A 16709-nucleotide genomic window follows, 5' to 3' on the forward strand; every position below is an offset into this window, starting at 1 on the left:
TTAATGTGCATCTTCGTCTTTATCTACAATATTAATTTCAACAGCTCCCGTTTCTTGTAATAATGAAGTTAATTCGCCTTCGTTATTATGAACAGCAATTTCCATTAAGAAATGATCGTCTGTTGTTCTAGGATCTGGATTTTCAGCTTTTTTAAATGGCCACATTCTACTTCTTAAATAGAACGTAATAACCATAAGGTGTGCTGCAAAAAATACCGTTAACTCAAACATAATCGGTACAAATGCTGGCATATTTTCTAAATAACTAAAACTTGGCTTACCACCAATGTCTTGTGGCCAGTCTTTAATCATTATAAAATTCATCATTAAAACAGCCACTGTTAAACCAACACAACCATATAAAAATGCAGTTATTGCAATACGTGTTGGTGCCAAGCCCATTGCCTTATCTAGTCCGTGAACAGGAAAAGGTGTATATATTTCTTCGATATGATGTTTTTGAGCCTTTACCTTTTTTACGGCAGACATTAATACATCATCATCTGTATAAATAGCATGAATTACTTTTGAAGCTTCCATATACTATATTAGTTATTTAATAAATTTTTCGCTTGTCCTGCCCAATCATCACGCTCTGCTCTTCCAGGGAAAGAACCTGTGATTGAATCTAACAAGTCGTATTCTGTTTTTGTCATCTTACTTACTTGTAAGAAGGTGTAGATACCAATACTGTTAAGTACCTCTTCCATTTTAGGACCAACACCACTAATCTTCTTAAGATCGTCAGCTGTTTGTGTTACAGCGTCAAAAGAACCAATTGTTCCAAGAAGGTTGTTTACCTTTTCTGAATTATCAGCTACTGGTGCAGTTTCTTTTGAAGATGGAGCTACAAATTCAACTGGCTTAGATGTTCTGGCATCAGCACCAGTACCAACTAAACTATCACCTCTCTCTCTAATATTCTTATAACGCTCACCTGAAGATTTTAAAATCGTCTTTACCTCTGCCTGTGCAATCACTGGGAAAGTACGCGAGTACAGTAAGAATAACACAAAGAAGAAACCAATTGTTCCGATAAAGATTCCTATATCAACAAATGTTGGAGAGAACATTGTCCAAGATGATGGTAAGTAGTCTCTATGTAATGATGTTACAATAATTACAAAACGCTCAAACCACATACCAATGTTTACTACAATAGAGATAAAGAATGAGAACATAATACTTGTTCTTAGTCTCTTAAACCACATAAATTGTGGAGAGAAAACGTTACACGTCATCATAGCCCAATAAGCCCACCAGTAAGGACCAGTTGCTCTGTTTAAGAACGCATATTGCTCGTACTCTACACCAGAGTACCACGCTATGAATAACTCTGTAATATAGGCCACACCAACAATAGAACCTGTAATCATAATGACAATGTTCATTAACTCGATGTGCTGTACCGTAATATAGTCTTCAAGATTACACACTTTTCTCATAATAATAAGAAGCGTGTTTACCATCGCAAATCCTGAGAAAATCGCACCTGCAACGAAGTAAGGTGGAAAAATCGTTGTATGCCAACCAGGTATAACAGAGGTTGCGAAGTCAAACGATACAATAGTATGTACAGAAAGTACAAGTGGTGTTGCTAAACCTGCAAGTACCAAAGAGACTTCTTCAAAACGTTGCCAATCTTTTGCTCTACCTGACCAACCGAAACTTATTAAAGAATATATTTTCTTTTGGAAAGGTCTTACTGCTCTATCTCTTAACATTGCAAAATCTGGTAATAAACCTGTCCACCAGAAGACTAGTGATACAGATAAATATGTAGAAATTGCAAATACGTCCCAAAGTAATGGAGAGTTAAAGTTTACCCATAAAGAACCGAATTGATTAGGTATAGGCAATACCCAATAAGCTAACCATGGACGACCCATGTGAATAATTGGGAATAAACCTGCTTGAACAACCGAGAAAATTGTCATCGCTTCTGCAGAACGGTTAATTGCCATTCTCCATTTTTGACGGAATAATAAAAGTACTGCAGAAATAAGTGTTCCTGCGTGACCAATACCTACCCACCAAACAAAGTTAGTAATATCCCAAGCCCAGTTTACAGTCTTGTTAAGACCCCAAACTCCAATACCAGTTGCTACGGTATAAATAATACAACCTATTCCCCAAAGGAATGCAACCAAAGAAATGCCGAAAACAATCCACCAAGCTTTGTTTGCTTTGCCTTCAACCGGTCTTGCTACATCTACTGTAACATCGTGATACGATTTTTCGCCGGTAACTAAAGGTCTTCTAATAGGTGCTTCGTAATGAGACGCCATAATTATATAATTGATTCTTTAATTTAAATTTATGCTTCTGTTGTGTTACGTACTTTTGTCTGATAAACCACATTTGGCTTAACACCTACGTGCTCTAACAAGTGGTACGCTCTATTATCTTCTCTTAGTTCAGCAATCTTGCTCTCTTTGTCATTAACATCACCAAATACCATTGCACCATTACCACAAGCTGCAGAACAAGCCGTTTGAAATTCTCCATCTTTAACAGGACGACCTTCTCTCTTAGCATCAAGAATAGTTTTTTGTGTCTTTTGGATACACATAGAACATTTTTCCATAACACCACGAGAACGAACAGTAACGTCTGGGTTTAATACCATACGACCTAAGTCATCATTCATGTAGTAATCAAACTCATCATTTTGGTTGTATAAGAACCAGTTGAAACGACGTACTTTGTAAGGACAGTTGTTTGCACAGTACCTAGTACCTACACAACGGTTATAAGCCATATGGTTTTGACCTTGGCGACCGTGAGCTGTTGCTGCAACAGGACAAACTGTTTCACAAGGAGCATGATTACAATGCTGACACATCACTGGCTGGAATGCTACCTGTGGATTATCCGCTGGACTCTCCATTTCACCAAATTCACTTAATGAACTACCTAAACCAGAAATATTGTCTTTTTTATCGTTATCACCTTCAAAAGTATCTTGAGAAGAATAATATCTATCAATACGCAACCAGTGCATATCTCTACTACGTCTCATTTCAGACTTACCAACTACTGGTACGTTATTTTCTGCATGACATGCAATAACACATGCACCACAACCTGTACAAGCATTTAAGTCTATTGATAAATTAAAATGATGACCTACAGAACGATCGAACTCATCCCATAAGTCTACATCTGGAGACGTTACTGGAGTTTCAACATGGTTTAAAGACACTTCAGGAACTGCATTCCAGTAGTGCTTATCTTTAGTGTTGAAAATCTCTAATGATGTTTCCTTGATGATGTCTCCACGACCCATCAATGTATTGTGCAACTGTACACATGCAAACTCGTGCATACCAGATGATTTCTCAACCGTTACCTCTTGTACAGTATTAAAGTTTTGATATAAAGGATACGCATTTACACCAGTCTTCATTTCTTCTTTAAGTGCTGAAGACGTTCTACCATATCCAAATGCTAATCCAGCAGAACCTTTAGCTTGACCAGGTTGAATTAACACTGGCACATTTTCAATGGTTACTCCGTTAACAGTAACCTTTGCATAGCTACCATTTAAACCACCATTAGCAACATTTTCGTTTACTAAACCAAGTTGCTCTGCATCAGCTCTAGAAACCGTTAAGTAGTTATCCCAAGTGGTTCTAGAAATTGGATCTGGAAACTCTTGTAACCATGGGTTGTTAGCCTGCTGACCATCTCCCATTCCCGTTTTTGTATAGAGCGTTAACTCCATACCACCAGATTTAGCAGAACGTGCCAATGCTCTTGCAGCATTACCGCTAGGTGTTTCAGTTGCTTCTGCAGTATCTTCAGTTGATGCTACAACATCAGCTTCAGTAGCTGAAGACGTTGATACAAAGAACCCATCTTGAACAGCTTTATTAAACGAAGCTCCATTTAATATATCAGTAGTCCAAACTGATTTTAAGTAATCTCTATATGATGAGCTATTACCATTCCATGCTAAAAGCACTTCTTGAAATTGTTTTGTATCAAATAAAGGACGAATTGTAGGCTGCATCATTGAATAATGACCAGACTTCAATTCGAAATCACCCCAAGACTCCAGGTTATGAGGTAAAGCTGCTATGTAATCACAATTAGAAGCTGTCTCATCTTGCTTCATCGAAAATGCAATAGACAACTCTGTTTTTTCTAAACCTTTAGCAAACTCAACTGCATTAGGAAGTGTATACATTGGGTTAACACCATTCATTATAACAGCACCAACATTACCAGCTTTCATATCTGCCACCAATTGCATTACCGCCTTATCACTTCCTTGTCTTGTATTTATTGTTGTTTTAGGATCAAACGCTTTACTGTTTAAGTACTCATTGATTTCTAATGCAACAGTTTGTGCATTTACATCTTGAATACCTGTAACAACAACCGCGTTACTTCCTGCTTTTGAAATTTCATTTGCTGCAGACTGAACTGCTTTAGCTATATTTTCAGGCAGATCTACTGACACAGCGCCACCAACAACTAAGCTATATAGTTTAGCTAAAGCCAATTTTTGTTGACTTGGCGTTAAAGGCACACGTTTATCTGCATTAGCTCCAGAAAGTGTCATATTAGACTCAAACTGTATGTGTCTTGACATTTTTCCGTGATCTGGAATACGCTTCTTAGCATAGCCAGACTCAAAACCACCACCTTGCCAGTCACCAATAAAATCAGCACCAACAGAAACTATAGTTTTTGCTTTAGAGAAATCGTAATTAGCCATTCCTCTTTTACCATATTTTGCTTGGTATGCATCTAGCGTTGCTGATTCTGAGACAGCATCATATACTACATGCTTAACATTACCATACTTTTCAGCAAATTCAGAAACTAGTTTCTTAGTCGATGGACTCGGCATTGTAGACGTTAAGAATATAATTTGCTTATCGTCACCTAATCCATTTAATTTTGAAGTCGTTTCAGACATGAAGGTGTCCCAAGAAATCTTAGCATCACCTTTCATTGGAGACTTAACTCTTAGATTGTCATACAACCCTAAAACTGACGCATGCACTCTGGCATTAGCCATTCCATTTGTTGCAGCATCCGTGTTATTTTCAATCTTAATTGGTCGGCCTTCTCTTGTTTTTACTAAAACACTTGTAAAATCAAATCCATCTGCTATCGTTGTTGCGTAGTAGTTAGCAACACCAGGAATAATTTCCGTTGGTTGTACTACATAAGGAATAGATTTAATTACAGGCCCTTCACATGCTGCTAGTGAAGCTGCAGCTGTACTGAACCCAACATACTTTAAGAAATCACGACGCGATGTTGAAGAAGACTCTAAAGCTTCTTTATCACCTAAAAACTCATCTGTTGGAATTTCTTCTACAAATTCATTTTGTTGTAGCGTCTCAACAATAGAGCTGTTTTCGTTTAGCTCTTCAACACTTTTCCAGTATTTCTTGTTTGATGACATATAATTCTGAATTACTTCTTATTAAAATTAATAATGGCACTTACCACATTCTAATCCACCCATTTGTGCCGCAGTTAACTGATCAACACCATACTTTTTCGATAATTCTTCATGAATTTTAGTATAGTATCCGTTGTCTTTAACTTTTACATTTGTCTCTCTATGACAATTAATACACCAACCCATTGTTAATGGTGCATGTTGGTACATTATCTCCATTTCTTCTACCGGACCATGACAAGTCTGACACTCTACTCCAGCTACAGAAACGTGCTGTGAGTGATTGAAATATGCAAAATCTGGTAAGTTATGTATACGAATCCACTTTACAGGCTTAGATTCACCAGTATAACCAGTACCATCCCAACCAACAGCATCATATAATTTTTGAATCTCAGCATTGTAATCTACTCCATATTCTTGCCCTTCTGCTAATGTTGCAGGAGCTACTTCCGCAATTGACTTATGGCAGTTCATACAAATGTTTAATGAAGGTATACCTGAATGTTTACTCACTCTAGCTGAAGAGTGACAGTATTTACAATCTATACCATTATCACCAGCATGTATTCTATGCGAATAATGAATTGGCTGTACTGGCTCATAACCTTGATCTATACCAACCTGCATAAAATATCCATACACAAAATAACCACTTGCCAGTAAGAAGAAAATAGCCGTCACTAACACCAAGAACTGGTTTTCAATAAAGGCTTTCCATAAAGGCTTTCTTTGATCTTCTATAGGGATTTCAATTCCTTTAGCTTCAGCAAAACGATTTAAAGTACGTTTTACTAAAATTAGAGCCATAGCCAATAATGCAAATAATACTGCTAAAGCCCCTAGAATAAGATTGTTTGATATACCACCTGAACCAGATCCACCTTCTTCTGTTGGAGGAGCAACATACCCAGGACAATCTGGTGATGATTGAGGATTTAACTCACAAGGATCAACAGCTGTATATGCTAAAATATCTGAAATATCTTGATCACTTAATTGAGGAAAAGCCGTCATAGCTACATTATTCCACTCTGCATACACTTTATTTGCATACGTATCACCAGACTTGATTAATGCAGAACTGTTACGAATCCAAGCATTAAGCCATTCTCTATCTAAACCTTCTTCTTCAGCTAATCTTGCCTCAACATTACGAAGCGCAGGACCAGTCATTGGCTTGTCTAATTTGTGACAAGCAGCACAATTTGCATTAAATAAAGATTTTCCGTTTGCTGGGTCGCCCTCTTGAGCAGTCAGTGAAGTTGAAAACGTAAGTAATAAAATAAAACCGAGGCTAAGTATCTTAGAGGTTAAATTACGGTAAATCACCTGTTTCATATTGTTAGTTGAATTATCTTCTAAACTTTGGTACGATTTTTTCAGTTAAATATGACAAAAGTCATGTTTCTGAAACTCTGGCAAAAGTAAGATATAAAGTCGATTTTAGAAATCTTAGAGAAGTGTTAATAACTAATTTATATACATTCTAAATAACATTTTTATGGCTATATCGTTGAATAGTATAACTTTGCATTTAAACCATTAATTATGAGCAAAAAAATAAAATATACAAGCACTGCAATTTTAACATTATTACTGTCATTAACCTTAAATGCACAGCAAGGCGAGGTTAATGTAGAGCAAGACAGTGATATTGATAAACTCCTAGAGTATAAAAAAGATATTAAGACCTCTAAGGTTTATAGAATACAAGTATATCAGAGTATAGATCCTGACAAGGCAGATCGTGAAAAATCTAATTTTTTGAATGCTTATGGAGAATGGCCTGTTGAGATTGTTTGGAATACACCAAATTACAAGGTTTGGGTTGGTAATTTTGCTACGAGACTTGAGGCAGATAGAGCATTAGCAAAGATTAAAAAGAAATACATGAACGCTATTATTTTTCAACCTAAGTCGGATAAAAAATAGACAGAACCAAAAGAAAGTATAAAAAAAAGCGACTTAATTAAGTCGCTTTTTTATTTAAATATATTTTAGAAACTATTTTAATTTCTTTTTTACTTCTACTTCTTGGAATGCTTCTAAGATATCACCTTCGTTGATGTCGTTGTATCCCTTAATTTGCATACCGCAATCATAGCCTTTAGAGACTTCTTTAACATCGTCTTTGAATCTTTTTAAAGATGCTAATTCACCTGTATAAACCACAACACCATCTCTAATAAGTCTAATGCCAGAATTTCTATAAATTTTACCGTTAGTAACCATACAACCAGCAATAGTACCAATCTTAGAAATCTTGAAAGTTTCTCTTATTTCTGCTGTACCAGTAACTTCTTCTTTAAGTTCTGGTGACAACATACCTTCCATTGCATCCTTAAGGTCATTGATAGCATCATAAATAATAGAATATGTTCTGATATCAATCTCTTCCTTATCTGCAATCATTCTTGCATTACCTACAGGACGCACATTGAATCCAACGATAATCGCGTCTGAAGCAGATGCCAGTAATACGTCACTTTCTGTGATTGCACCCACACCTTTATGGATAATATTAACTTGAATTTCTTCAGTTGATAATTTCTGGAAAGAATCTGTTAATGCTTCAACAGAACCATCCACATCACCTTTGAGAATAATATTTAACTCTTGGAAATCACCAAGCGCAATACGTCTTCCGATTTCATCTAATGTGATATGACGTTGCGTTCTTACAGATTGTTCGCGTTGTAATTGTGTACGTTTAGCAGCAATTTGTTTAGCTTCACGCTCATCTTCAAACACATTAAATTTATCACCTGCTTGAGGTGCACCATCTAAACCAAGAATAGATACTGGAGTTGATGGACCAGCAGCTTCGATATCATTACCACGCTCATCGTGCATAGCTTTAACCTTACCACTGTTCTTCCCAGCTAATACATAATCACCTACTTTTAAAGTACCTGCTTGTACTAATATTGTAGACACATAACCTCTACCTTTATCTAAGTAAGCTTCAACTACAGTTCCGTTTGCTGGTTTATTAGGATTGGCTTTTAATTCTAATAATTCAGCTTCAAGAAGTACTTTTTCTAAAAGTTCTTTTACACCTGTACCGAACTTAGCAGAGATATCGTGAGATTGAATTTTTCCTCCCCAATCTTCTACCAATAAATTCATATTGGCTAATCCTTCTTTTACTTTATCTGGATTGGCATCTGGCTTATCTATTTTGTTAATCGCAAATACAATTGGTACTCCAGCTGCCTGAGCATGTGAAATAGCCTCTTTTGTCTGCGGCATTATAGCATCATCAGCAGCTACCACGATAATAGCGATATCTGTAACCTGAGCACCACGAGCACGCATTGCCGTAAAGGCCTCGTGACCTGGTGTATCTAAAAACGCTATTTTCTGACCACTATCTAGTTGTACACCATAAGCACCAATATGCTGTGTAATTCCACCTGACTCACCTGCAATTACGTTTTCTTCACGAATATAATCTAACAATGATGTCTTACCATGATCTACGTGACCCATAACCGTTACGATTGGTGCACGCGGCTTTAAATCTTTTGGATCATCTTCTACAGTCTCAATAGACTCTTCAATGTCTGCTGTTACAAACTCAACTTCGTAACCAAACTCTTCAGCAACTATAGATAGAGTTTCAGCATCTAAACGCTGGTTCATAGTCACCATCATACCTAAAGACATACATGCAGAAATAACCTGAGTTACTCCAACATCCATCATTGTAGCAACTTCACTTACGGTTACAAACTCAGTAACCTTAAGTATTTTACTTTCTGCTGCTTCAGCCTGAAGTTCTTTTTCAGATTGCTCTCTATGTCGATCTCTTTTCTCACGACGATTTTTAGCTCCTCTACCTTTACTAGACTTTCCTTGAAGTTTTTCAAGAGTTTCTCTAACTTGCTTTTGTACTTCTTCTTCGCTAGGCTCTTCCTTAACTACTTTTGGTCTAGAACCTCTTCCTTTGCCACCTCTTCTGTTATCAAAATTTGGTCTTCCACCACCATCGTTTCCGCCTTTGCTAATTCTACGTCTTTTACGCTTATTACCATCATTAGAAGATTCAGTTTTCTTTTCTTCTTTCTTCTTTTTTGGTTTGTTGAATTGAGAAAGATCTATTTTTTTACCAGTCGTAGTTGGACCAGATAATTTTTGATATTGGGTTTTTAACTTTTCATCAGTTTTAGGCTCTGTAGTTTCTTCCTTTTTCTCAACTTTTGGCTCAACCTTTTTTGGCTCTTCTTTTTTAGGTTCTTCCTTTTTAGGTTTTTCTACTTCTACCTTTGGTTTTTCAACCTTTACTGGCTCTTCTTTCTTAGGCTCTTCTTTTTTCTCTTCTTGAGCTTTTGGTTTCTTATCTAAATCGATTTTACCAATCTGCTTTGGCCCACTAAGCTCAGCTTTAGCTTTAACTACAGTTTCTTTAACGGCTTCTTGTTTTTCTTTTTCTTCAATTTCGCGTTCGCGCTGCTCACGAAGCTTCTCTTTCTCCTTGAGTTTTGCTTCACTTACTTCTTGAGCTTTTTCACGTTTAGATGCATCTGTTTGGAATTCATCAGACAACGTGTCGTAAACCTCTTGCGAAATTTTTGTATTAGGACTTTTCTCAATTTCGATGCCTTTAGACTCCAAAAAGTCTACCGCTCGATCTAATGAGATATTTAGTTCTCTTAATACTTTATTAATTCTAATTTGAGCCATAAATTGCTGTAATATACTTAAATCTGTTTTATATCAATCTAACTTCTATTGTTTTTAAAGTTAAACTGCTATTAGTCTTCAAATTCTTCCTTAAGAATTCTAATAACTTCTAATATTGTTTCTTCTTCTAAATCAGTACGTTTTACTAAATCGTCAACGTCTTGCTCCAGAATGCTTTTTGCTGTATCTAAACCAGCCTTACTGAATTCATCAATAATCCATCCATCGATTTCATCTGAGAATTCTTTTAACTCTACATCTTCTTCTGCACCTTCTCTAAATACGTCTATCTCGTAACCTGTTAATTGGCCAGCTAAACGAATGTTGTGTCCACCTCTACCAATTGCTTTTGATACTTCCTCTGGTTTTAATAACACCTCAGCTCGCATATTTTCTTCATCTAACTTTAAAGATGTTACTCTTGCTGGACTTAATGCTCTGGTTACAAAAAGCTGGATATTGTTTGTGTAATTAATAACATCGATATTCTCGTTCCCTAACTCACGTACAATACCGTGAATACGAGACCCTTTCATACCCACACACGCTCCAACAGGATCAATTCTATCATCATAAGAATCTACAGCTACTTTAGCTTTTTCACCAGGAATACGAACTACTTTTTTAACTGTAATTAAACCGTCGAATACTTCTGGGATTTCTTGCTCAAACAACTTTTCTAAGAACAAAGGTGATGTTCTAGACATTATGATTGCTGGCTTGCTTCCTTTCAATTCAACACTTTCAATTATTCCTCTTACGTTTTCTCCTTTTCTGAAGAAATCTGAAGGTATTTGTCTGTCTTTTGGCAAAATGATTTCATTACCATCATCATCTAACAAAATTATTGCTCTGTGACGAATGTGATGTACTTCAGCAGTATAAATTTCGCCTTCTAACTCTTTAAATTGCTTATAGATGTTAGTATTATCGTGCTCATGAATTTTAGAAATAAGATTTTGTCTTAATGCTAAAATTGAACGTCTTCCTAAATCAACCAATTTTACTTCTTCTGCAACGTCCTCTCCAACTTCAAAATCCGGCTCTATTTTCTGAGCTTCTGATAATGCAATTTCTTGATTTGGATCCTCTACTTCACCATCTGCAACAACGATACGGTTTCTCCAAATTTCTAAATCACCTTTATCTGGATTTATAATAATATCAAAGTTATCGTCGTCTCCGTACTTCTTTTTTAAAGCATTACGTAACACATCTTCTAGAATCGCCATCAGCGTCACTCTATCAATTAACTTGTCGTCCTTAAATTCTGAAAATGACTCTATTAACGCTACATTTTCCATAATTGAATTGAATTAAAATTTTATTTTAACTTTTGCTTCTTTAATGTTTTCAAAAGCAATATTAACTTCTTTTGTTACTGTTACCTTGCCCTTACCTACTGGCTTTGGCTCTCTTGTTTTCCACTTTAACGTAATATCTTCCTCATTAACATCTGCCAGCTGCCCTTCTACTTTATCGCCTTCAAAGGTTTTAACTTCTAAATTTCTACCAATATGCTTGTTGTATTGTCTTGGTAGCTGCAAAGGTGATGTTGCACCACATGATGTTACTTCTAATGAAAAATCCTGTTCTTCTCTATCAAGGTTATGTTCTATAGCTCTACTGATATAGATACAGTCTTCAACCAACACCCCTTTATCACCATCTATCACAACTCTAATGGTATTGTCAGACAAAATTTCAAAATCTATAAGAAACAAATCCTTACGCTGATCCAACGCCTGATCTAACAAATCTTTTACTGTATCCTTAAACATCTCTTGATATAAAAAGAGAGGACTTTTCGTCCTCTCTCGTTTTCTTTCCGTAAACAATGGTGCAAATATACAATATTTATATCAATTTTTCAAAGCCAAATAAAGTGGATTTATTTTCGTAGATTTATAAGACTAATAATAATCACTCAATATAATGAACAGAATTCTAGTCCCTACAGATTTTTCGGAGCAAGCAACAAATGCTTTGGAAGTAGCTGCAATGTTAGCTAAAGAGCATAATGCAGATATTTATTTATTGCACATGATGGAAATCCCAATGCAACATATAGATCCAGGTGCTGTAAAAAGTGATATTCCTGAAACGTTGTTTTTTATGCGACTAGCTCACAAAAAGTTTGAAGACCTTTTGGATAGTGATTTTTTAGAAGGTATTACAGTACACGAAACTGTTAAAGCCGACATTACATTTAACGAAATAAAGGACGCTTGCAAGGATTTTGATATTGATTTGATTGTTATGGGTTCTCATGGTGCATCTGGTCTGAAAGAAATGTTTATTGGCTCTAATGCTGAGAAAGTGGTACGCTCTTCCGATGTTCCTGTTTTAGTTATTAAAAATAAACATCAGAGTTTTAATATTAAGAATTTTGTTTTTGCATCTGATTTTAAGAACGACAATAGAGAAACCTACAAACAAGCCGTAAAGTTTGCTGAGTTGTTCGACGCTAAAATTCATCTGCTTTTGGTAAATACAGCTAATAATTTTATAACAACGTACGAGTCCAGAACTCGAATTAATGATTTTATTTCTGGCCAAAGTTTTGAAAATTACACTATTAATGTACACAACGATACTAGTGTAGAAGAAGGTATTTTAAATTTTTCTCAAGAAATTGATGCTGATCTCATAGGCATAAGTACGCACGGAAGACAAGGTATAGCGCACTTTTTCAATAGCAGTATAAGTGAAGATTTAGTTAATCATGCTAAGCGACCTGTGATTACCTTTAAGATATAATTGGGAATAAATATTCTGAAAATAAAAAAATCCTAATCGAAATGATTAGGATTTTTTGTTGGCCTACTAGGGCTTACCTCGACTGCGCTCGGCACAGGCTTCTCACCCTTTTAGTTTTTGTATTAAAAGCAAAAGTCCCAACTACTTATTATAATTAGGACTCTTTTCTGTTGGCCTACTAGGGCTCGAACCTAGACTCTTCTGGACCAAAACCAGACGTGTTGCCAGTTACACCATAGGCCAATCTCTTAAATTGAGGGTGCAAATTTAATACAAAAGTTGTCTTAGGCAAAAAAAAAGTAAAAAAATAATTGAAATTACTTAACGTTAACTTAAAAATGTAGGCATTACTATAATAATTAGTAAATTCGCCAGCATCATTAACCAAGGTTTTCAATGACAGAATTCAACTTTAAAAAATGGAATAATATATTAGCATGGCTAGTATTTGCAATCTCTTGCACAGTCTATGCTTTAACTGTAGAACCAACAGTAAGTTTTTGGGATGCAGGTGAATACATCTTAACATCTTCTAAACTACAGGTTGGACATCCTCCAGGAGCACCACTATTTCAGATGATGGGTGCATTTTTTTCCATTTTTGCGCTAGAGCCTTCTCAAATTGGTATGATTATGAATTTGATGAGTGCTGTATCAAGTGCATTTACAATTTTGTTTATGTTCTGGACAATCAGTCTATTATTAGTTAAACTCGTAAAATATAATAAAGACTCTAGCCAAGGAAAAGCTATGGCTATTCTAGGAAGTGCTTTTGTAGGAAGTTTAGCATTTACCTTTACTGATTCATTTTGGTTCAACGCTGTTGAAACTGAGGTTTATGCTATGGCAACTTTAATTATGTCTATAATGTTCTATTTAGCGTTGCGTTGGGAACAAGACATGCACAAGCCGAGAGGTAACCGTTGGTTAATTCTTATTGCATTTGTAATTGGGTTGTCGTTTGGTGTTCACTTTATGGGATTACTAACGATTCCTGCTATTGGTCTTATTTACTACTTTAAGAATTATAAAACCATCACAGTTAAAAACTTTATAATTGCCAACATTGTTTCTGCGGCTATACTATTGTTTATTTTCAAATTATTATTGCCTTCAACTTTAAAACTTTTCGGTTATCTCGAAGTGTTTTTTGTAAACTCAATGGGACTACCTTTTAATTCAGGTACTATAATCACAGGCTTATTGGTTATTGCCCTATTCTATTTTGGATTGAATTACACTCGCAAAAAAGGCATGATTCATGTTAACACGCTAGTACTGTGCTTAATGTTCATTTTTATTGGGTTTTCATCATGGATGATGCTACCAATACGCGCTAATGCCAATGTTATTATTAACGAAAATGATCCTTCTGATGCCAGAGAATTATTAGCCTACTACAACTTAGAGCAATACCCAGAAACACATTTATTTTACGGACCGCAGTTTACAGAAATTTATTCTGGTGCCGATAAAGATGAGCCTTTTGTAGATGATAAAAAGAATTACGAACGTGATGATAAAACAGGCGAATATGTAATTATAAACGATTGGGAAGACACAAAACAAAACTACAATCATGAGCATGCTTCAATCTTACCAAGAATGTGGAGTAGCGAACATGCCGATAACTACATGATGTTTACTGGTTTTATTGACTTTAAGGTAAATCCAAACCTTCAAAAAAATGCTTTTGACGAAGCGTATAGTGTGTTTATGAATGATGCTATGCGACAAGGCCTGAGTGAAGCTGAAGCAGACCAAATCGCTTCGGAACAAGCAAGTTCATACGCATTGCAAGAAAAACGTCGTTTTGACCAGGTTGTTAATGACTTTAGAATGCGTATCAGAAAAGGTGAGGTTGATTACGAAGACTACGACAAGTTTTTAAGACGTTACGGTCAACAATATCTTGTGGTTGAAAAACCTTCATTTGGTGATAATCTTACTTACATGTTTCAATATCAGTTTGGCTACATGTATTGGCGCTATTTTATGTGGAATTTTACAGGAAGACAAAATGACATTCAAGGTAAGTATGATGACTTTAATGGCAATTGGATTTCTGGTATTAAATTCATTGATGAGTTACATTTAGGCGTGTCTCAAGATAATTTACCAACAGAAGTTTTAGAAAACAAAGCCAGAAATACCTATTATTTTTTACCACTGCTTTTAGGTTTAATCGGATTTTTCTTTTTAATGTATTCTGATGCAAAACGCTTTTGGATCTTGTTGGTTTTCTTTTTAATGACTGGTTTAGCTATACAGTTCTACACAAATATTAGACCTTTTGAGCCTCGTGAACGTGATTATTCTGTTGTTGGTTCTTTCTATGTTTTTGCAATTTGGATTGGATTTGGAGTTTATGCTATTTATGATCTTTTAAAGTCAAGTGTAAAAACAAAACTATTAGCACCTGCTGTAACTTTGGTTTGCTTAATTATTGTTCCTGGTGTTTTAGCTGCTAATAATTGGGATGATCATGACCGCTCAGGAAAATATACAGCTAACGCAATGGCTAGAAAGTATTTAGAATCTTGTGCACCAAATGCAATTCTATTTACCATAGGTGACAATGATTCTTTCCCACTTTGGTATCTACAAGAAATTGAAGGTGTAAGAACAGATGTTCGTGTGGTCAATACTAGTTTATTTCAAACAGATTGGTACATTGACCAAATGAAACGAAAGGCGTATGATAGCGAACCCATTCCTTCACAATTAACACACAACCAATATAGAGGTAGTACAAGAGATGTTATTATTAGGAGAGAGATTACTAATGACACACTACCAATAAGTGATTTTATGGATTTTATATCTAATGATGATCCTAAGACCAAGTTTGGTTATGTGGCTAAAGCACAAGGCGAAGATCCTAGACAATACCCAAAGCATATTCAAAACACAAATTATTTTCCTACTAGACACATAAGTATTCCTGTTAACAAGGATCAAGTGCTTAAAAATGGTATTGTGAGTGCTAAAGATGCTGATAAAATTGAGGATAACTTATATGCTGAAATCGAAGGAAGTTACATCTACAAAAACAGGCTGTTAATGCTAGACATTATTGCCAATAACAATTGGGAACGTCCAATATATTTTACTGGTGGTGCATTTGGAGCTGATGACTATGTTTGGTTAAAAGACTATCTGCAACTAGATGGTATGTGCTATAAACTGGTACCTATAAAAACTCCTGTAGATAGAGCCAACCCATATGATATGGGTCGCGTTGATCCAGACCTTATGTACAACATGGTAAAAGAATGGAATTGGGGCGGAAGCGGTGAAGATATCTACCATGATATTGAAACAAGAAGAAATGGTATTACATATAGAGGCAACCTTGCACGACTAATAGAAGCGCTTATTAATGAAGATAAATTAAAAGAAGCCGAAGAAATTGCAGATATAGCCATGGAGAAAATGCCAGTAGATAAATTTGGTTATCACTCACTTCTGGAACCTTACATAAGTGCTTATTATGAAGTTGGTAATACCGAAAAAGGGAGAGCATTATATAAAGATGTAGCTAAAGTCTATCAAGAAAATCTTGTGTATTACGGTGGCTTGGACGAGTATGACCAAATAAGACTAATTGATGATATCTACCTAGATATACAACGTTATAGAGCTTTAGTAGACCTACTGGTTATATACAATGACAAGGAGTTTGCTCTAGAAGAAACCAAAAAGTTTAATAGTTATTTGAGCTTACTTAAACTTATGGATTCTGATGAAGAGGAAGAAGTACCATTAGATGATCTGGATGTTAATACAATTTTAAACGACACTATTAAAGACTCAATTGTTCCTGAAGAATAAC

The 16709-nt window shown here is 35.6% G+C and carries 10 protein-coding genes and 1 tRNA gene; 3 read left to right on the forward strand and 8 right to left on the reverse strand.

Going from position 1 to position 16709, the window contains the following annotated elements; genetic code table 11:
• The 4 genes from ACXAFS_RS00210 to ACXAFS_RS00225 are packed head-to-tail and all read right to left on the reverse strand — an operon-like array spanning position 1 to position 6766.
• The gene (locus tag ACXAFS_RS00210; RefSeq protein ID WP_475304514.1) at positions 1-540 is read right to left on the reverse strand and encodes a DUF3341 domain-containing protein; all 540 of its coding nucleotides are present in this window, start codon (positions 538-540) and stop codon (positions 1-3) included.
• Positions 541-548: 8 nt separating this feature from the next.
• The gene (gene nrfD / locus ACXAFS_RS00215; protein WP_475304515.1) at positions 549-2288 is read right to left on the reverse strand and encodes an NrfD/PsrC family molybdoenzyme membrane anchor subunit; all 1740 of its coding nucleotides are present in this window, start codon (positions 2286-2288) and stop codon (positions 549-551) included.
• Positions 2289-2317: 29 nt separating this feature from the next.
• Positions 2318-5425 carry a TAT-variant-translocated molybdopterin oxidoreductase gene (locus ACXAFS_RS00220; protein ID WP_475304517.1) on the reverse strand — a complete coding sequence of 1036 codons (3108 nt, stop codon included), beginning with the start codon at positions 5423-5425 and terminating at the stop codon, positions 2318-2320.
• Positions 5426-5452: 27 nt separating this feature from the next.
• Positions 5453-6766 (reverse strand): c-type cytochrome, encoded by a 1314-nt coding sequence (locus ACXAFS_RS00225; protein ID WP_475304518.1) that lies wholly within the window; start codon positions 6764-6766, stop codon positions 5453-5455.
• Positions 6767-6976: 210 nt separating this feature from the next.
• Between ACXAFS_RS00225 and ACXAFS_RS00230 the strand changes: the two genes are divergently transcribed.
• The gene (locus tag ACXAFS_RS00230; protein WP_475304520.1) at positions 6977-7360 is read left to right on the forward strand and encodes an SPOR domain-containing protein; all 384 of its coding nucleotides are present in this window, start codon (positions 6977-6979) and stop codon (positions 7358-7360) included.
• 72 nt (positions 7361-7432) lie between these two features.
• On the opposite strand, the gene infB is transcribed toward ACXAFS_RS00230, so the two are convergent.
• The 3 genes from infB to rimP all read right to left on the reverse strand — a co-directional run bounded on the left by infB (position 7433) and on the right by rimP (position 11895).
• Positions 7433-10114 carry a translation initiation factor IF-2 gene (gene infB / locus ACXAFS_RS00235; protein WP_475304521.1) on the reverse strand — a complete coding sequence of 894 codons (2682 nt, stop codon included), beginning with the start codon at positions 10112-10114 and terminating at the stop codon, positions 7433-7435.
• Between the two features lie 71 nt (positions 10115-10185).
• Entirely contained in the window at positions 10186-11418 is a 1233-nt protein-coding gene (nusA, locus tag ACXAFS_RS00240) for a transcription termination factor NusA (protein WP_076619800.1), read from the reverse strand.
• Between the two features lie 12 nt (positions 11419-11430).
• A complete protein-coding gene (gene rimP, locus ACXAFS_RS00245; RefSeq protein ID WP_475304523.1) occupies positions 11431-11895 on the reverse strand; it encodes a ribosome assembly cofactor RimP in 465 nt (154 codons plus the stop codon).
• A 154-nt stretch (positions 11896-12049) separates the two neighbouring features.
• Between rimP and ACXAFS_RS00250 the strand changes: the two genes are divergently transcribed.
• Positions 12050-12874, forward strand: coding sequence for a universal stress protein (locus ACXAFS_RS00250; protein WP_475304524.1), 825 nt, complete (start codon positions 12050-12052; stop codon positions 12872-12874).
• 170 nt (positions 12875-13044) lie between these two features.
• On the opposite strand, the gene ACXAFS_RS00255 is transcribed toward ACXAFS_RS00250, so the two are convergent.
• Positions 13045-13117 (reverse strand) — tRNA-Gln (locus tag ACXAFS_RS00255).
• Between the two features lie 153 nt (positions 13118-13270).
• On the opposite strand from ACXAFS_RS00255, the gene ACXAFS_RS00260 reads away from it, so the two are divergent.
• The gene (locus ACXAFS_RS00260; protein WP_475304525.1) at positions 13271-16708 is read left to right on the forward strand and encodes a glycosyltransferase family 117 protein; all 3438 of its coding nucleotides are present in this window, start codon (positions 13271-13273) and stop codon (positions 16706-16708) included.
• Position 16709 lies beyond the last annotated feature (1 nt).

The organism is Winogradskyella sp. ABM4_392 (assembly GCF_056160445.1).

Bases quoted from the DNA above. Each gene is read 5' to 3' on its own strand.
- ACXAFS_RS00225 (WP_475304518.1), bottom strand. From the start codon at position 6,766: ATGAAACAGGTGATTTACCGTAATTTAACCTCTAAGATACTTAGCCTC.
- ACXAFS_RS00260 (WP_475304525.1), top strand. From the start codon at position 13,271: ATGACAGAATTCAACTTTAAAAAATGGAATAATATATTAGCATGGCTA.
- ACXAFS_RS00210 (WP_475304514.1), bottom strand. From the start codon at position 540: ATGGAAGCTTCAAAAGTAATTCATGCTATTTATACAGATGATGATGTA.
- ACXAFS_RS00220 (WP_475304517.1), bottom strand. From the start codon at position 5,425: ATGTCATCAAACAAGAAATACTGGAAAAGTGTTGAAGAGCTAAACGAA.
- ACXAFS_RS00250 (WP_475304524.1), top strand. From the start codon at position 12,050: ATGAACAGAATTCTAGTCCCTACAGATTTTTCGGAGCAAGCAACAAAT.
- nusA (WP_076619800.1), bottom strand. From the start codon at position 11,418: ATGGAAAATGTAGCGTTAATAGAGTCATTTTCAGAATTTAAGGACGAC.
- rimP (WP_475304523.1), bottom strand. From the start codon at position 11,895: ATGTTTAAGGATACAGTAAAAGATTTGTTAGATCAGGCGTTGGATCAG.
- ACXAFS_RS00230 (WP_475304520.1), top strand. From the start codon at position 6,977: ATGAGCAAAAAAATAAAATATACAAGCACTGCAATTTTAACATTATTA.
- infB (WP_475304521.1), bottom strand. From the start codon at position 10,114: ATGGCTCAAATTAGAATTAATAAAGTATTAAGAGAACTAAATATCTCA.
- nrfD (WP_475304515.1), bottom strand. From the start codon at position 2,288: ATGGCGTCTCATTACGAAGCACCTATTAGAAGACCTTTAGTTACCGGC.